We start from the raw sequence: 17,948 nt of genomic DNA, 5'->3' as shown, positions 1-17,948 counted from the left end.
TATATTTATTCTTTGACAGCACCTGCCGAAATACTGCTGACGATGTACTTCGAGAGGAACAAGAAGGCAATCATGATCGGTACGACCGAAATCGCGATGCCCAGGTAAAGCGAGCCAAGGTTCTCTGCGACTTGTGATCCTTTCAAGAAGCCCATCAAAACAGGCAACGTGTATTTCTCAGGCGAGAACAAGAGGACAAGTGGCATCAAGTAGTTGTTCCATGAGCCGATGAACGTAAAAATCGACATCGTTGCAATCGCTGGCATCATCATTGGAAGTGCGATTGTGTGGAAAATACGTAGCTCGCTCGCACCGTCAATCCGTGCCGCTTCAATCAAACTGATGTGAAGCGTCGCTTGCGTATATTGACGGATGAAGAAGACGGTGAACGGTGTTGCAATCGCTGGGACAATCAATGGAATGAACGTGTCCAAAATACCGAGCGTTTTTGAGATCTCATAGAATCCAATGAGTCCGAGTTGCGCTGGCACCATCATCATGACAAGCATGAAGATGAACATCGCATTTTTCCCTCTAAAGTTATAGAACGTAAAGCCGTAAGCCGTTAGGGCTGAGAAGTAACCAGACAAGACCGTCACCGATACAGAGATGATCAAGCTGTTCTTGAAGCCGTTCCAAATGTTGATGTATTCGCTAAGCGTCGCATAGTTGTCTGCGAGCGCCGTCCCCGGAAAAAGTGAGAACCCAGCCATGATTTCTCCATTCGTCCGGGTCGCGTTGACAATCATCATCAAGAACGGAATGAAACAGATCATCGCGAGAAGGATGAGCCCTGTATAAATCAAACCTCGTGCGAATCGCTTATTCGTTTTCTTCTTAGAAGGCGGCGCCACTTTAAGCGGACGCTCCTCTTTCCGTTTCGGCTGCGCTGCGCTATCTGGAAGCATTCGCCGTGATTCCGCATTTTGTTCCATTGCTTACGCCCCCTTCTGTGTCGCGCGCTCTTTGCGGAACATACCCTTGAAGACGACCGCCGAGAAGATCAGCGTGATCAAGAATAGGCCGTAAGCGACCGCTGACGCATAGCCATAGTTGTTATACTTGAAGGCTTGGTTGTACAAGTAAAGCACCATCGTGTTCAACGAACCGTCTGGTGAACCGATCCCGTCTGTAATCAACATCGGAAGGTCGAACAACTGTAGTCCACCGATGAGTGACGTGATCATGATGTAGAGAAGAATTGGTTTCAAGAGCGGCAACGTCACTTTCGTAAACATCTGCCAACGGTTCGCACCGTCAATGTGAGCGGCTTCGAAGTAATCTGTCGAGATGCCTGATACCCCTGCCATGACGATGATGAAGGAATGTCCGAACCACATCCATGTCAAAATGAGTGAAACGGATAACTGTGCCGTCACAGGTTCTGCCAACCAGTTGATTGGATCCGAAATCAAGCCGATTTTCATCAACACCATGTTGAGTGAACCGTGCTGCCAGTCGAGTAAAATACCGAACAAGAGCGCGACCGAACTGATCGTGATCAAGTTTGGAAGATAGAAGAACGAGCGGAAGAACGATAGTCCTTTTAACTTCAAACGGAGATCAGAGAAGATGAGCGCCAAGAGAAGCGCCAATCCAATCTGCAAGACGAAGTTAATTCCCCAAATTTTGATGGTGTTGAAAAACGCCTCGATAAAGTACGTATCCGTCAACAACCGTGTGTAGTTCGCAAACCCGACGACCTCTTCACCCGGGCTCCCCGTATAGTTCGTGAAGCTATAATAAAGCGTTAAGAGGACCGGATAGATGCTGAATGTCAAGAAGACGACCCAGAACGGGGCGATGAACAGATAGCCGTAACGATCTAGTTTTTTCACGTGTATTTCTCCTTCCATAAGAACCGAGGGGGGAGCTCCCCCCTCGTGTTGGTCATCGTCAGTCTACAACGATGTCTGGGTAAGCGTTCTTCGCTTGTTTTTTGAACTCTTCAATCGCTTCTTCTTTTGACTTTTTCCCTTCTACATACTGAAGGACAGATGCACCATAAAGTGTATCGAGCTGTTGGTCGTATTTCGTGACGATACCTGGTGTGATTTCATCTGCTTCATCGAGGAAGAACTCATAGTTGTTTTGTCCGCCGAGGAACTCATCGCTGAAGTCGTCTTTGATCTTGTCTGTGACCGGGTTGAACGCAAGTACGTCGCCTGTCTCTTGTGCCCAATCTGTCAAGAATTCTTCATCCTGTGTCATGAGTTTTACGAAGTCGTAAGCGGCTTCTTTGTTTTTCGATCCTTCATAGACTCCGAGCCATGTACCGCCCCAGAAGTATGGGCTTGGTCCGCTTGTGACAGCCCAGTCACCTGCAGACTTTTTCGCGTTCTCTTTTAATACAGAGTGGAGACCCCATGTTGGGAGGACGTATGAGAAGACTTGTGTCTCTGTTTCTTTTCCGTTCTCTTTCACTTTGATTGGCTTATCCATTCCTTCGAACCATGATGGTGACCATTCTGGTGCGAGCGCAGTGTATTGCTTCTCACGAAGTTCTTTCGCATAGTCCATGTAGTTGATCTTATCTTCTGTCAAGACGAGTTCGTTTTTATCGTTGACCCACGCTTCTGGGTTTGCTCCTTGTGAGAACCAACGGATCGCACCTTCGTCCGGGAACATCTTGTATCCTTTTTGTTTCATCTTCTCAGCAACTTCGAAGACACCGTCCATCGAGCTCATCATTTCACCGATTTCAGTCGGGTCGTCTGTACCAAGTACTTCTTTTGCTAAGCTACGTTTGTAGTAAACGCCACCTGGTGTCGTTTGCCATGAAAGAGCGCGAACGTTTCCATCTTTATCTTTCCCGAGGTCAAACACGTACGGGACGTAGTTGTCTGCGATTTCATCGACACTGTATGGCTCGTCCGAAAGGTTTTCCCAATAACCTGCATCAACCCATTGTTTAAGGAATGCGATTTCTCCCGTGAAGACGTCCGGTGCGCCGACGCCACTCTCAAGTGCTGGCTTCAATTTCGTTGGATAGTCCGCGATTGGGACGATAGTCAATTCAACTTTGACACCGTTCTTCTCTTCATATGTTTTAATTGGTTCTTTTAATTCGTCCGTAAATGACCAAACTTTTAAGACGTCATCTTTTGATTCAGAAGCTCCGCCTTCGCTGTCTGAGCAACCGCTCAAGACGCCAACTGAAAGTGCTCCGAGTGTAAGTAAGCTGACTAATTTACGCATGTGTTGTTCCCATCCTTTTTATAAGTAATAGTAGAAAGCGCTTGCAAAAAGAGGTTTAAAATTATCGAAAGCGCTTTCGTTGCAATCGAAAAAAATATCGAAAGCGGTTTCGATTTCTTTCAAAAATGACTTTCGAAATCGCGCTCCCCTCTCCATCCACTGAAGAAAAGAGAGCGACTTCGAAACATCATTGGCTATAAATCACTGTTTGACCGGTGCACAGGATGCCCGTTCGACTAAGCGTACCGGAATGACGCGACGTTCAGTGAGTCGCTCTTTCGCGGTCATTTGTTCAAGTAAAAGTTCTGCTGCCGCTTCTCCGATTTCGTCCGTATCTTGGCGAATCGTGGTCAGTTTCGGCGTGATGTATTGAATCATTTCAATGTCATCATATCCGATGACAGAGATGTCATTTGGGACATGAAGACCGTGCTCGTGAATGGCTTCGATGACACCTATTGCCATTTGATCCCCGGCCACAAAGACTGCAGTCGGTTGATCGTCTAGTTCAAGCAATTGTTCCATCGCTTGTTTCCCTTCCTCAACCGAGAAGAAACCGGCGTTGACGAGGTAGCCTGGTCGAATCGGAAGGTCCAGCTCTTGCATCGCAAGTTCATATCCTTTGATTCGTGCCGCTCCAGCGTCAATCGTTTCATCCCCAGCGATGTGGGCAATTTTTCGGTGGCCGAGTTCATAGAGATAATTCACGGCGAGACGCGCCCCTTCGATATTATCGGAATAAACGACGCTACAGTTGGCGCTGTCCATATCGACGACGACGATTGGGATGTCGCTTCGCATGAGCTCTTGAACTTGCTCATCCATTCGGTCCGAGCAGATGACGACGATCCCGTCGACCGCACGGTGTTTAAAGTGTTCGAGGTAACTCATGTCACGATTGCGTAGATTCCGCGAGGCAAAGATTAAATCGTAGCCCTGCTCCTCTGTCGCGTGACGAAAACTTTCGATGATTCCGTTGAAGAACGGGTGCTTCATCCCGACTTCGTTCGCCTCTGAGAACATGACCCCGATCGCCCATGATTTTTTCGTCGATAACGACTGGGCATGTGCGTTCGGCAAGTAGTCCATCTCAGCAGCGGCTTGAAGAATCTTCGCTCTCGTCTTGTCACTCACGTCTTTATAATTGTTCAACGCTTTGGACACTGTCGTGATTGAGAATCCTGTTTTTTTGGCTAAATCATAAATCGTACCCATGTCATTCTCCTCTTCCCGAAAGCGCTTTCGGTAATTTGATTGTAGCGTATGGATTTGTAGGAATCAATTCTTTTTCGAGGAAACTTTTTGATTCTTTTTTCCATTCCTTGTTTCTTCTATATTACTGTAAAGGGAAGAATTTTGTCATACCTGTGTACAAGCTATATTATTCCTTAACATTGATGGTCCAGTCTCCATCTGCCGTTACGACAAACACATATACATTAGACTCTTCAAAGGAGTAGCGTTGAGACCCTTCATAACTCCCTATTTCATTCACTAACAAATCAACCTTGTTGACGTTCACTGCAAAATTAGAATCCCCATTATGCGAAAACGAAATTTGATAAGACCCTTTATCAATTTCAAAAAAGACTACATCGTCACCTTTTCCTTTTATAGCACCTGGTAGATTTTCTATTTCAAGAGGTCGATATTGCATAACATTAATTGTCCAATTACCTTGATTGCCATTTATATTTAAGTAATAATCCCCTGCATCCTCAATCCAAACAAAACTCTTTCCTGAATAGTTTCCTATTTCATTCACTAGTAAATCAATCATTTCCCCTTGATCATTTTGAAGTGTCACTGCAAAATTACTTGAACCATTGTAAGTACTGGCTACAACAGCAAACCCTCTTTCAAGCTGAATTGCATCAGTTCCCATATCTGATGAACCCTCTATTGTTGTCGTTAAATCTTCTTGAATCTTTTTGACATGATCATTTTTTACTTGATCTAAATCTTTATTCACACCTACTTCGATAATTGAGTCTGCGTCGTATACCACGATTATGTTTCGATTCTCGATTGTGACTTCATCAAACTCTAGACCATAAGCAGTATATCCTCGGTTAATTTGTAATTCATAAAATTCCATGTACTCCTTATAGTTCGATATTGGTTCCTCAGGCTGAACGTCTTGTAAAAACTCTTCCACAGAAGGTTCTTGAACTTCTTCGACCTCTTCTTCAATTACCGGTTCAGGTTCACTCTCGTCCTCTGTAACTGCTAATGTGCTCTCTTCTTCAAAATCAGTAGCCGCTTCTTGATTATTTGTTTCAAGAATTCCGAGTATGAAGATCAACCAAACACCTGCGAGAAAAATCGAGCCCCCTAATATGATAGGGAATGAAGTGATATCCTTTTTGATAAAATAACGAAATACAGAATAGAGACCATATGCCGCTCCACCTATTAGTAGAGCGATTGCAGTAAATGCAATCACACTTTCTAGCATATTCAATTCCTCCCATCTTCAATCGCTTTCATCTTCAACATTATCCATCACTAATTATTACCCATATTTCCCATACGAACCTACAATTGTTCTATCTTTTATATCGAAAAATAAAAAACCATCCAGAAATATTGGATGATTTTTAATGTGTCCGCGTATACAACCACACGAGATTCGTGAACTTTTGTACTTCTGTCTCGCCTGTCACGCCTTTAAATAGCCGTTGGAATGGCTTTAACAATTGCTCTAACACGATTTTCCGAAGACGCTCTTGTTTAAGTTCGAACGAAATCGCATCGAACAAATCTCGCTGTTCTTCCGTCATGTCGACATGCTCTTCGATGCGAGCAGCCATCTCGATCAATTCTTCGATTGTTATGAGATGTTTATCTGTCGTCCCACGCATTTGATCGACCGTGACCGGGTTCAAGACGTGCTCTCCTGTCTCCATCATCCGAGCGGCAATCAATTCGACATACGTATATAAGCTTCGGACGACTTTTTGAGGAGAGTAGGCAGCATTCGTGATGCGGTTCGTAAACAAGATATGTTGCAACATTCCGTTGAAGAGCACCGTCAATTCCATCGAATACGGTCTGACGGACTCTCCAATGATTTCCGTCAAACGCATCGCAATCCACTCGATTTCATAAATGCGATGTTGAAGTACAAGCTTCTTCAATTCATTCTCGTTCGACGACATGATCGATTCAAATAACGCGTGCAAGTTCCGCTCTTCGTTCAATTGAATCAATATCGAAATCTGTTCGATGAAGACGTCACGATCTCGCTTATCCCGCCCCATCTGCATTTCGATTCGGCGTTGCCCTGCATCATATCGTAAGTTCTCGAGGATACTAGCGACACAATCCGTCTTCGATGAGAAGTAATTATAAAACGTCCCTTTGGAGATATTAGCGCGGTCGATGATCTCTTGCACCGATGTGTGCTGTACCCCATTTTCGATGAAGAGAGACATGGCAATATCGGCAACTTTTCTCTTTTTCTCTTTCATATTTTCGTAACTCCGTTCTGTCTAGTTTGTACCTTTACTATAGCACCGAAAACCTTTTTAGACTAATAGTACAAAATGGTTGCTTTATTTATACAACGGGTATAAAATCATTTCATCGACACTTACCAACACATAACTATTTAGAAAATAAAGGAGCCATCCATATGAAACCAGAATTCCAAAAGAAACCGCCTTACGTCATGTTGGCGGTGCTCTTTGCGGGTGCATTCATCGCATTTTTAAACAACTCATTACTCAACGTCGCGCTCCCATCGATCATGGTCGACCTCGAGATTGCAGACTACTCGACCGTTCAATGGCTCGCGACAGGCTTTATGCTCGTGACGGGTGTGCTCGTCCCGGCATCCGCCTATTTGATCACTCGCTTTTCAAACCGCAGCTTGTTCATTACGTCGATGAGCATCTTCGCCATCGGTACGGCTATCGCGGCCTTCTCGCCGAGCTTCGGCTGGTTGTTGACTGGTCGAATGATTCAAGCCATCGGTGCCTCAACAATGGGACCACTCTTAATGAACGTCATGCTCGTCAGCTTCCCGCGTGAAAAACGGGGGATGGCGATGGGGATTTTCGGACTTGTCATGATCTCGGCACCTGCGATTGGACCGACACTTTCCGGTTATATCGTCGAGTACTATGACTGGCGCGTCTTATTCGAAATGATTTTACCGCTCGCGATCATCGGTCTCGCGCTCGCTGTTTGGAAAGCAGAGAACGTCATGGTCCAAAACAAAGACCAGTCACTGGATTACTTGTCGCTCGTCTTATCGACACTCGGATTTGGTGGGATTTTATACGGTGTCAGTTCAGCAAGTTCGGACGGCTGGGATAACCCAATCGTCTTGGCGACGATGATTGTCGGTGCCATTTCGTTGATCGCCTTCATCTACCGCCAGCTTCATATGGAAAAACCATTGCTCGACTTGCGTGCTTACAAACATCCGATGTTCGCACTCGCGTCAGTCATTGCGATGGTCAACGCGGTCGCAATGTTCTCCGGTATGATTTTGACACCGGCTTACGTCCAAAGCGTACGTGGCATCTCACCACTCGATTCAGGGCTCATGCTTCTCCCTGGTGCGATCATCATGGGAATCATGTCACCGATCACGGGTAAACTGTTTGACCGATTCGGGCCAAAATTATTGGCACTTACCGGTCTGACAATCACCGCGGTATCAACATATATGCTCGCAAACGTCCAACTCGATTCGACCTACACGTACATCGTCTTAACGTACACGTTGCGTATGTTTGGGATGTCGATGGTTATGATGCCGATTATGACTAATGGACTTAACCAGTTACCGACTCGCCTCAATCCACACGGAACGGCCATCAACAACACGGCCCAACAAGTATCTGGTGCGATTGGTACGGCAGTCCTCGTAACCATCATGAACTCGGTGACACGTACGGAGGCTGAATCATTGATGACAGGAGTCGATCCTGCGACACTCACAGAGAGTTCGATGGGTGCCATCACTCAGCAAGCCCTCTTATCTGGGATTCAATATTCATTTTATGTCGCACTTGGGATGAACCTCTTGGCGCTCGTCCTTGCGTTCTTCGTAAAACGAGTGGATGTGCGGAAGTTCGATGATCAAGTAGAGACTGTTGAAGAATTGAAACAAGCAAATTAAATGTTGAGAAGCCGCTTTGAATGTTGAATTCAGAGCGGCTTTTTTTAATTTCTCATTTCCTTCATAAATAAATCTGAAATTAAAATTTAATCCTAATATGGTATTATTTCTCAATGGATAGGATTCGTTTAGGAGGGTACATATGATGAAAAAAGTGTTTAGCTGGATGATTGTGTTTCTTCTGATCACATCTTCTTTTCTCTCGACTGGATCAATCGTTGAGGCGGCCCCGAAGAAGCAGAATCGTGCTATTATGGGAGTATCGGCTTTGACTCCGCAACAAATGGCGGATTACGTAAAAAAGAAGAATCCTCGTGATGTCCGGCTAGTACAAACGTCGGTCGAAGACTTGGCGAACCTCTTCGTCATCATCGGCGCTAAGGAAGGTGTTCGTGGGGATGTCGCGTTCGCTCAAGCACTGAAAGAGACAGGCTACTTTCGATATGGTGGCGATGTACTCCCTGAACAACATAACTATTCCGGAATCGGGACGACTGGGAATGGCGTAAAAGGTCACTATTTCCGTTCACCGCATCAAGGCGTGACTGCTCAAGTTCAGCATCTAAAGGCATACGCCTCACACGATGCACTGAATACGAAACAAGTCGACCCACGCTTCCATCTCGTCAAGCGAGGCTCTGCAACGACGTGGCCATCTCTTCACCAAAAGTGGGCCATGCAGCCGAAAGGAAATTACGGGACCGAGATTCTTTCGATTTATCAAGAAATGTCGAAAATACCAAAACGTGTCGCTAAAGAAAACAGATAAGAAATGTAGGGGTGAAAGAACGTGACGTGCAAACAAGTTAGACTCGCGAGCGGAATCGCATTATTCGTGACCGGCGTGATGTTGTTACTCAAACGCTAATGAGCATTTCGGACAATGGTCCGAGTGCTTTTTTTGTGGATGAACACAAAGCCATGGCACTCTATAAGTACCACAGCCTTCGCTAACGTTTATATAACTCAATGCCCCCGATACTTCCCAAGCGCCCGCATATTCAAGAGGTACAAGACACCTGCATAGAGAATCAAACCGAGTAAATATACCCAGATGCCTGAAAAGCCACTTCCGTACACCATGACTTCCTTGATTGCTGTCGCTCCGTAGAAGATTGGCATGACGTAACTCAAGTTCCCGAGTCCGTATGGAATCAAGTCGAGCGGGATGAGTCCTGAGAAGAATACTTGCGGGATGATGGTGAACGGAATCATCTGTACGACTTGCAGTTCTGATCGGGCAAACACGGAGATGGTCGCCCCGAAGAGTACCGCTGTCCCTGCCATGAGTAGCATCGTCGACATGACCCACGCCATATTCCCGAGCGAAGACAAGCCGAGCACATAAATCGAATAGAGCACGATGAAAATCGACTGCACGACCGCAAACGTACCGTATCCGAGTGTATATCCTAAAATGACCTGTCCTCGCTTAATTGGGGTCATCAAGAGTCGCTCGAGTGTACCCCCACTCCGTTCTTTGACGAGTGCCATCGCAGATAGGATGAACACGAAGAAGAACGAGAAGAGGGATAGGAAGACGAAGCCGAACGAATCGAATGTCGACTGTCCTTCTTCACCATAGACGAATGACGTATCGATTTCAGCTGCAGGGTTGAGCGTCGTCAACGCATCTTGAATCTCACCAACCGCCTTCGACGACTTCGTCGAAGGTTCGCGTAACGTGATGGTCATTCCTTCCTGACCCATTTCAAACACGGCATCGACATGTACATTGTCTTCGATATATACTTTTGGATCATCGAACGATGCCTGTTCCACTTCGAGCGTCTCGTCTTCAAACGCATCGATGAGCTGTTCTGGTGCGTTGTCATCGAGGACAACGGTCGGCACGTAGTCGGAGTCCCCGAGTAAGAAGTAGACGAGTGTCAAAATGAGAAGTGGCGCAATCAAAATCAAGGCGACACTTCGTTTATCATTCAACGTCTGAAAGATGACACGTTTCGCCAAGTTACGCATGGTCACCCACCCCCTCTTTCCCGGCAATCAAGAACAGTTCTTCGACGCGGCCGTTCTCGGTCTGGTCAAGCAAATCTTGCACATGGTCATATGCGATCAACCGTCCATTATAGACGAGCGCAGCCCGGTCACATTCGAGCACTTCATCCATGACGTGCGTCGAGACGATGATGGTCGTCCCTTCCGCCCGAATCGTTTGGAACTGATCCCAAATCTGTCGGCGTAAAATCGGATCGATTCCGACCGTCGGTTCATCAAGAAACAACACATCGGGCTTATGCAGGATGGCAATGGCCAAGGAAAGACGCTTCTTCATCCCGCCTGAAAAATTGCGGACGAGCTTATGCCGGTCGTTCGTTAAATCGACAAGGTTGAGCACTTCGGTGATGCGTTCTTGGAGCGCCTTTTTCCCTAACTTATAAATCGATCCGAAGAAGGCGAGGTTCGCTTCGGCCGACAAGTCTTCGTACAAGCCATCGTTCTGCGGCATAAATCCGATTTGTTGGAGCATGTCCATGTTTGGCATCTTCGTTTCGCCGATATGGACACTTCCTTCGTCCGGTGCGAGGGCGCCGATCATGAGTCGGATGAGCGTCGTCTTCCCCGATCCAGATGGTCCGAGCAAGCAGCAAATTTCTCCGGATGGGATGGTGAAGTCGATGTTGTCGATGGCGAGTTGGTCGCCGAACGACTTGTCGACGTGTTGCAGTTGAATGTTCATTTCTGTCACTCCTTTTCGGCGCCTCCTCGTGTATACTCAAGATAATCGACACCGTGTTGGTTTATATGTTCAGTATAGTCCCCGTTCACGGTGGCAACAATCGTCAATATCGGTCATCGTGTCGGTTTTCCGACAGATGCAATGAATGTGTTGAGGAAAAGGAGAAATAATATGGAACAAACTGACTTACGCGTCATCCGAACGAAGAAGCTGATCAAAGATGCCTTCTTTAGTCTCATTGAAGAACAGGGATTTGAAGCCGTCACCGTCAAGCAATTGACTGAACGGGCCGGTATTAATCGGGGAACCTTTTATAGTCACTATGTGGATAAGTTCGAGTTGATGGAGAAATGTGTCGATGAAATTTTTGAGGAAGCCGAACAGAAGTTGATTCATCAGTTGCCGCACATCTTCGGAGACGAACGGACCGACAACTCGTACCATTACCTCATTCCGTTCATTCGCTTCATCGAAGACAACCAAATCATCATGAAGCCGCTCCTCGGACCGAACGGAGATCCGACGTTCCAGGCAAAGCTTCGAAAATTTATGCAAGCCGCCTTGTTTCAGCGCTCGACTGTAACCTTGTTTAATCCGGATAAGATGCTGGTCCCGCCTCCATATCTCGTCGCCTATCTGTCTTCGGCTCACATGGGCGTCATCTACGAGTGGTTAAACAATCCGTCTTCGGAAGAGACAGCGGAAGACATCGCCCGGATTATCTATACGATCACTTATGAAGGACCGCTCGTCGCTGGTGGTGTGAAGTCAAACGAATAAAGCCTCCCGCATATATTGCGAGAGGCTATTTTTACGAAACTCGAACGTGCACGTGTAAGTTCCCATTTTCTTCAGTTGTCGTCTGGTAAGCATTTTGCACCGCCTCTAAATCATGCCAGGCGATGCGGTATGACTTTTCTCGCATCCCTTCAAACTCGAAGGCGAGATGTTGTAAATCCGACATACCTAGGATGCGGTCAAACGGTCCACCCTCGCCAGTCCATTCCAATTGATTCGCCGAATCCTTCAATACGAGGTCGAGTCCATGCATCACTTTTTCTTTGATCAATTGTCCATCCGCCGCAACACGCATCCCGTCTTGAATATCATGCATTCGACACGATTCAATCTCATCAAACGGGATCGTGATTTCATCGCCGTTCGCAAAGTGAAGCGTGATTGTTTTTACGATCATCTTAGATTCCTACTTTCGTTCAGTCTCTGTTCCCTTACTATACATAACTTTTGTCGGTTCAGGGATGACATCTTTGTGGATGTGGCAAATCCGTAAAAGCATGTTCGTTTCATTTGGAAACGGGAATAGAAGAGGTAGCACTCATTCTGTTTTTTGAAAATAACACTTCGGAAAGGCGGCGAATATATGCCATCAGTGGAAAAGTCGGTCATCGTCATCGGCGGAGGGCTCGGCGGCTTGTCAGCGGCCATCTCACTCGCTCAAAAAGGTTACGACGTCTCACTCTACGAAAAGAACGATCACATCGGCGGGAAAGTGAATCGTCTCGAACAAGACGGATTCGGCTTCGACCTCGGGCCCTCGATTTTAACGATGCCTCACATCTTCGACAAACTGTTCCGTGGAAGTGGGAAACGGATGGAAGACTATGTATCCATCAAGCGGCTTGAGCTCGAATGGCGCTCGTTCTTCCCGGACGATACCGTCCTCGACCTTTACCATGACCTCGAACAGATGCAGCGGGCAAACCCTTCCCTCTCTCGAAAAGACATGCAGGAATATCGTGAACTGTTGAATTACGCAGCGCGCATCTATAAGACGACCGAGAAGGGATACTTGGCCGAAGGGTTTGAATCCCCATTAGAAGCCGTCATGAAAACGGGCATCTTCCCGACCCTATTCGGATTCGATTTGACGTCGACGATGTATAGCGCCATCAAGAAGCGCATCAGCAATCCACATCTTCGTGATATGCTGTCGTATTACGTCAAATATGTCGGGTCGTCTCCGTATAACGCACCGGCCGTCCTCAATATGATGATTTACATGCAATATGCCCAAGGCTGTTGGTATGTCGAAGGCGGCACCCATAAGCTCGCGGAAGGCTTGACGAAGCTCGCCGAAGAGATCGGTGTGAAGCTACATACCGGAGAAGGCGTGGTTCGTGCACATACGGTGAATGAGAAAGTGACCGCCATCGAGCTCGAAGACGGACGTCTCCGTTCCGCTGATTATTTCGTCTCGAACATGGAAGTCATCCCGTTCTATCAGAAGATGGTCGACGCCGACAAACAGTACGTCGACAAACTCGTCGATAAATATGAACCGGCGAGCTCCGGATTCGTCCTCCATCTCGGGGTGAAGAAAGCCTATCCTCAACTCGCGCACCATAACTTCTTCTTCTCCGAAAATTTGCATGAACAGATGGATAAAATTTTTGAGAAACATGAACTTCCGGACGACCCGACGATTTACCTCGTCAACGTCAACAAGACCGACCCGACCCAAGCGCCACCAGGACATGAGAACATCAAAATCTTGCCACACATTCCGTATATTCAGAATGTGCCGTTCACGGAAGAAGAGTACGCCGCTTTTGAAGAACGTGTACTCGACAAATTGGAACGAATGGGTCTCGATGGTTTGCGTGAACATACGGTGACGCGTGACGTATGGACGCCTCATGATATCGAGCGGACGTACGGATCGGACCGAGGTGCCATTTATGGAACGGTCGCCGACAAGAATCGGAACGGTGGCTTCAAGCATAAGAAGCAGAGCGAACTCTATCATAACCTCTACTTTGTCGGGGGAACCGTCAATCCGGGCGGTGGCATGCCGATGGTGACGTTGAGCGGTCAGCAAGTGAGCGACAAGATTGCGAAACGTGACAAAGTGAAATGATTTTCTTTCATCCCTCATTCGATATGAGGGATTATTTTTTGAAACTTTTTCCAAATAAATCCCGTATATTGTGATACGATACAAACAATCAAATAGACAAGCGGAGGAACAGGATGCATCAAATCACAAGTTATTTCTTTATGTATGCCAAAGTTGTCGTCACGGATAAGATTCCATTCATTTGGACATTCGTAATCCCACTCATAATCGCCTTGACGCAGTCATCTTCAGATATTCGCCAAGCAACGACAGCGGAATACTACCCAGGGCTCTCTTATTTCTGGGTGTATATTATTCTTGCTACATATGTGAACGGTGTCGGCATCGAACTCGCTCGTATGCGTGAATACGGACTGATGAAAACGTACGTGATGATCTCCGGCAACAAACTGACATATGTCATCGCCGTCATCTTGGCGCAACTCTTATTCGCCTCCATCAGCTTAACTTTATTCACAACGGTCGTCACGCTCGTACACGGGTTCTTTTCGTTCAAGTTGATTGCAACGTCTCTACTCGTATTGATTGGCAGTATCCCGTTCGCGGTTGCCAGTGTCGCCATCACGACACTTCCAGTGAAAGTATCGAGTCTCGGGACGTTCGCGAACATACTGATGTTCCCACTCTTTTTACTGGCGATCAAGTCACCTGATCAATGGTTCAGCTTCCTCAACCCGTTCTACGCGCTTCACGAATTCGCGCTCGGGTTGCTGCATCTGACAACTCAAGTCGAGCTCTCGTTCAGAGTATGGGCGACAGGCCTCTCTGTACTTGGGTATTTCATCATCGGCGCGATTGCGTTGAAACGCTTCAGTCTCGTCTCACTCATCACACGCTAGGAGGTTCTTATGCACGTAAACCAACTCACTTATCGCTATCCGAAAGCGGCACGTCCTGTTCTCGATGATGTCTTGTTCACCCTGCAACCGAATAAACTGAACGTTTTGATTGGACAAAATGGTGCTGGGAAGACGACCCTGTTTGATTGTATGACCGGGGCACTTCCGGTCGACAAGACATCACTCGAACTCGTTCCGACGACGGACATGCTCTATTTGACGCAACTCATGTACAACCATCATGAGTTGACGGGGAAAGACTTCGCCTATTTCATCGGACGTCTGTCGCAACGTCCCGACTTCAAGAAACTCGAGTCTTATGTGAACAACCTTTCGACGTCTCGCGAACAAGAACTGTTCGAACATCTATGGACGATGAAGCTCGGGAAGATGTCGGTCGGGGAGAAGAAATGGCTCTTCGTGACGCTCTTATCTTCAATCAAACGTTCTCTCTATTTATTTGATGAGCCGACGAGCGGGGTCGACCCGGCGTCCCGCATTCAAATCATGCGCCGCCTGCAACGACTCGTCGATGAGGGCAAGACATGTCTCATCTCCACACATCAGTTACATGACTTGGTTCAACTTGATGCCCATGTCATCTTCCTGCATGGTGGACGCGTTTTGTATGAAGGGGACTTCCAAGACTGGCTCGACGAGTCTGGAACGACCGACCCGGACGAAGCGTTCGTTCGGATGGTTGACACGCCGCTTGACGATGTAGCGGTGACACGATGAATGAATCGTTTTGGGAACGATACCGGTTCACATTCTATACAATCGGCATGGTCGTCTGCGGCTTTCTCATTTCCATGTTCTCATAATAAAACTCAGCCCTGACGTGTGTCAGGTCTGAGTTTTATTGTTCACGATGTGCGCGTCGTAATTCCCGATTCTTCACGTGCTCCGGGTCCGCTTCACGTAGTTTCCGGTCCATCGACACGTACAAGATGAGGAGCGGAATGATGCCAATCAATGCGACACCGATTAGTTCCTGCATCGAATCCAATACGAACCACGTGAGGAAAGTAAATACACCAAGTGATCCAAACATGGCGACGATGATTTGAAATTCTCGACGAACGAGACGTTGGTATTCCTCGTCTTCGTTAAATGTACGTAACATCTTCATCCGTCGCCACGCTTGATAGAGCATCGGCAGTTGGGTCACGAGGAAAGAGAAGGCAACCGTCGTCACCGTGATACCTCTTATGACCGAAACAACGAGAAGGAGAAACAGACCGATGGTGCCAAATAGTGTGCTGATTCCTCGTGCGTCGAGATCCTGTTCGACCATTTTGAGGAGACGCTCTTGTTTATTCATCGCGCTTCACTTTTTCGTTTTTTCCGTTGCAGCTGGACATGACCGAGTTCGACACCCGTCACGTGTAACGGGTCGATTTCTTTTAGCTTGCGATCGAAGCGAACACTTAAAATCAACAAGCCTATGATTCCGATAAAAGCTGCGATGATGAACGTAAGTAATGTAATCCATTCAAGCTCTACACTGGCAATCAGTATGAGAAGCAGGAGCGGCTGAGCAAATTTAGATGCAAACTCGGACCGCACGAGTTGTTGGTAACGTGTGTTCTCATTAAATGAAAGGAGTAACTTTTTGCGATGCCAAGCGTGATACAGGAGAGGAACTTGTCCAACGATAATCATCGGTAACAATAAGAGGATGTCTGTCTTCCAAAAATATAAAAAGAAGAGCAACATGACGCCAATTAAAGGAATCACCATTTGTCTCTTTCGTTTTTCATCATCTTTCAACATCTGTTCTAGTCTGACTTCATGGTCTACCATCGAATCCCCCTCATGTGTTTTCGTTAATCATATTTACGAATCGTTCCAAGATTAAGCTTCAATCCGGCTCAATCCCATTCTCTAAGATGAATGTCGTCTCTTCATAGCACTGCTTACTGTATGCATCATCACGTTTCAATAACGAACTGAAAAATGCCTCAATCAACTCTTTCTGGCGCAAACGACGTGAAATGATGGTGCTTTGAATCGTAGAAATTGCGGTCTCGCGCAATGTATCGTCATCCATCCATGTGAGAAGCTCCACGACCAACTCTTTAACATCGAGAACGTCTAGTGAATTTAACCAAATGTTCGCACCAAATGTTTTTTCACTCGTCACTTCACTGTATAGTAGATTTTGTGCATAATCTAACAGCGTGTCCCCTTCACTTATTCCCACGAATGAATCGATCTCGATAACGTTTAGCGCTTCATTGAATTGATCAAACGAATCGAATAGCACATCGATTTTTTCAGCCGTCGTATCTAACAAAGCAATCTTAGGAGTCACCCCATCGCGATAATCGAACATGAGGAAATAGTGTCCATCGCCCGTGAATGCAATCAGACGTTCATCCTCAACGCCCCACTCTTTCAAAAGGTTTTTTGATTCAACTAGTCCTTCTTGTAAATTCATGCCCATAATGGAATCAATCACAATCGAATCGTCTAGCCCGTTTAGGATCACGGATAATTCACGTTGCTCGATGAATCCTCCATTTTGTGTTCGAATCAATTCGATATAACTTTCCGGTAACTTCACGCCGAGACGTGACTCGACATCTCTCAGGATTTCTTCTGTCAGATCCGGCAATGTATTCGTATGGTCAATTTCATCTCTCCAGACAATCACTCAACCCTACACTCCTTTTTATTTCCGGTTCACGAGTCCCAACAAACTCTCGACCACGTGCTCGTCATCAATCTTTAAAATCTTCCAGTCGACCCATGACTCGATAATGAGGCAACCCGCAATCAGCATCGCACAGCCAAGGCTTAACGTATCAAGCGATATATACTTCAGTGCATAGAGCGCCATCGTCGATATGACACCAATCAAGAGGATAAACTGAATCATACCTTTTAAATAGATGAAACGCTGGTACGTGGATGAGTCATTGAACTGTAAAAACAACTGGATTTTATGCCATGTTGCCACCAGAAGCGGCATGAGCATCGCCGCACAAAAGATGAACAGGGACAGGCTCATTCTTGAATCATTGAACATTAACCAAAGCGCTGTCACTACCCCTATGATGATCACTAGTAGCGGACCTTTTTTAGTCCATGCTTTGTCGTACAAGTATTCCATTCGTTCTTCACGTAACACCTTATACACCTCCAACAGTAAAAAACATCCAATTTACCGATATCTATATCTTAACAATCTAT

At 46.5% G+C, this 17,948-nt stretch carries 19 protein-coding genes; 6 read left to right on the top strand and 13 right to left on the bottom strand.

Annotated features, from left to right (window positions below; translation table 11 throughout):
• Positions 1 to 5: 5 nt before the first annotated feature.
• From IRJ25_RS14100 to IRJ25_RS14075, 6 genes are all read right to left on the bottom strand, one after another.
• A complete protein-coding gene (locus IRJ25_RS14100; protein WP_269318540.1) occupies positions 6 to 935 on the bottom strand; it encodes a carbohydrate ABC transporter permease in 930 nt (309 codons plus the stop codon).
• A 3-nt stretch (positions 936 to 938) separates the two neighbouring features.
• Complete coding sequence (locus IRJ25_RS14095) at positions 939 to 1,838, bottom strand: carbohydrate ABC transporter permease (protein ID WP_015880663.1); 900 nt, start codon at positions 1,836 to 1,838, stop codon at positions 939 to 941.
• 58 nt (positions 1,839 to 1,896) lie between these two features.
• Positions 1,897 to 3,198, bottom strand: coding sequence for an ABC transporter substrate-binding protein (locus IRJ25_RS14090; protein WP_214784901.1), 1,302 nt, complete (start codon positions 3,196 to 3,198; stop codon positions 1,897 to 1,899).
• A gap of 201 nt (positions 3,199 to 3,399) precedes the next feature.
• Positions 3,400 to 4,413, bottom strand: coding sequence for a LacI family DNA-binding transcriptional regulator (locus IRJ25_RS14085; RefSeq protein WP_196431439.1), 1,014 nt, complete (start codon positions 4,411 to 4,413; stop codon positions 3,400 to 3,402).
• 166 nt (positions 4,414 to 4,579) lie between these two features.
• Positions 4,580 to 5,656 (bottom strand): hypothetical protein, encoded by a 1,077-nt coding sequence (locus tag IRJ25_RS14080; protein WP_214784905.1) that lies wholly within the window; start codon positions 5,654 to 5,656, stop codon positions 4,580 to 4,582.
• 142 nt (positions 5,657 to 5,798) lie between these two features.
• A complete protein-coding gene (locus IRJ25_RS14075; RefSeq protein ID WP_074034740.1) occupies positions 5,799 to 6,671 on the bottom strand; it encodes a TetR/AcrR family transcriptional regulator in 873 nt (290 codons plus the stop codon).
• A gap of 164 nt (positions 6,672 to 6,835) precedes the next feature.
• Between IRJ25_RS14075 and IRJ25_RS14070 the strand changes: the two genes are divergently transcribed.
• Complete coding sequence (locus tag IRJ25_RS14070) at positions 6,836 to 8,332, top strand: MDR family MFS transporter (RefSeq protein WP_074034742.1); 1,497 nt, start codon at positions 6,836 to 6,838, stop codon at positions 8,330 to 8,332.
• Between the two features lie 145 nt (positions 8,333 to 8,477).
• Entirely contained in the window at positions 8,478 to 9,101 is a 624-nt protein-coding gene (locus IRJ25_RS14065) for a glucosaminidase domain-containing protein (protein WP_269318538.1), read from the top strand.
• 197 nt (positions 9,102 to 9,298) lie between these two features.
• Here the strand turns inward: IRJ25_RS14065 and IRJ25_RS14060 are convergent, their stop codons facing one another.
• Both IRJ25_RS14060 and IRJ25_RS14055 read right to left on the bottom strand, forming a co-directional pair.
• The gene (locus tag IRJ25_RS14060; RefSeq protein WP_269318537.1) at positions 9,299 to 10,312 is read right to left on the bottom strand and encodes an ABC transporter permease; all 1,014 of its coding nucleotides are present in this window, start codon (positions 10,310 to 10,312) and stop codon (positions 9,299 to 9,301) included.
• Complete coding sequence (locus tag IRJ25_RS14055; protein ID WP_214784911.1) at positions 10,305 to 11,033, bottom strand: ABC transporter ATP-binding protein; 729 nt, start codon at positions 11,031 to 11,033, stop codon at positions 10,305 to 10,307. Before IRJ25_RS14055 ends, IRJ25_RS14060 begins: the two co-directional genes overlap by 8 nt.
• 171 nt (positions 11,034 to 11,204) lie before the next feature.
• On the opposite strand from IRJ25_RS14055, the gene IRJ25_RS14050 reads away from it, so the two are divergent.
• The gene (locus tag IRJ25_RS14050; RefSeq protein ID WP_214784913.1) at positions 11,205 to 11,813 is read left to right on the top strand and encodes a TetR/AcrR family transcriptional regulator; all 609 of its coding nucleotides are present in this window, start codon (positions 11,205 to 11,207) and stop codon (positions 11,811 to 11,813) included.
• A gap of 31 nt (positions 11,814 to 11,844) precedes the next feature.
• Here IRJ25_RS14050 and IRJ25_RS14045 read toward each other — a convergent pair whose 3' ends face one another.
• Positions 11,845 to 12,228, bottom strand: coding sequence for a hypothetical protein (locus IRJ25_RS14045; RefSeq protein ID WP_078146213.1), 384 nt, complete (start codon positions 12,226 to 12,228; stop codon positions 11,845 to 11,847).
• Positions 12,229 to 12,414: 186 nt separating this feature from the next.
• Here IRJ25_RS14045 and IRJ25_RS14040 point away from each other — a divergent pair, with 186 nt between their 5' ends.
• From IRJ25_RS14040 to IRJ25_RS14030, 3 genes are all read left to right on the top strand, one after another.
• Complete coding sequence (locus tag IRJ25_RS14040) at positions 12,415 to 13,911, top strand: phytoene desaturase family protein (RefSeq protein ID WP_214758653.1); 1,497 nt, start codon at positions 12,415 to 12,417, stop codon at positions 13,909 to 13,911.
• 113 nt (positions 13,912 to 14,024) lie between these two features.
• A complete protein-coding gene (locus tag IRJ25_RS14035; protein ID WP_214784915.1) occupies positions 14,025 to 14,750 on the top strand; it encodes a hypothetical protein in 726 nt (241 codons plus the stop codon).
• A gap of 9 nt (positions 14,751 to 14,759) precedes the next feature.
• A complete protein-coding gene (locus IRJ25_RS14030; protein ID WP_214784918.1) occupies positions 14,760 to 15,488 on the top strand; it encodes an AAA family ATPase in 729 nt (242 codons plus the stop codon).
• Between the two features lie 121 nt (positions 15,489 to 15,609).
• Here IRJ25_RS14030 and IRJ25_RS14025 read toward each other — a convergent pair whose 3' ends face one another.
• Genes IRJ25_RS14025 through IRJ25_RS14010 form a run of 4 tightly spaced genes read right to left on the bottom strand, consistent with a single transcriptional unit; the run spans position 15,610 to position 17,886 of the window.
• Entirely contained in the window at positions 15,610 to 16,074 is a 465-nt protein-coding gene (locus tag IRJ25_RS14025) for a hypothetical protein (protein ID WP_214784920.1), read from the bottom strand.
• Positions 16,071 to 16,556 (bottom strand): hypothetical protein, encoded by a 486-nt coding sequence (locus IRJ25_RS14020; protein WP_214784922.1) that lies wholly within the window; start codon positions 16,554 to 16,556, stop codon positions 16,071 to 16,073. Before IRJ25_RS14020 ends, IRJ25_RS14025 begins: the two co-directional genes overlap by 4 nt.
• Positions 16,557 to 16,614: 58 nt before the next feature.
• On the bottom strand, positions 16,615 to 17,409 hold the full coding sequence (locus tag IRJ25_RS14015; RefSeq protein WP_214784924.1) for an SMI1/KNR4 family protein: 795 nt from the start codon (positions 17,407 to 17,409) through the stop codon (positions 16,615 to 16,617).
• An 18-nt stretch (positions 17,410 to 17,427) separates the two neighbouring features.
• Entirely contained in the window at positions 17,428 to 17,886 is a 459-nt protein-coding gene (locus IRJ25_RS14010; RefSeq protein ID WP_214784926.1) for a hypothetical protein, read from the bottom strand.
• Positions 17,887 to 17,948 lie beyond the last annotated feature (62 nt).

It is taken from the genome of Exiguobacterium sp. KJ 601, assembly GCF_027161185.1.
GTDB lineage: Bacteria > Bacillota > Bacilli > Exiguobacteriales > Exiguobacteriaceae > Exiguobacterium > Exiguobacterium profundum.
Note: the sequence above shows the minus strand (reverse complement) of the source record. Positions and strands in the feature narration are given on the sequence as shown.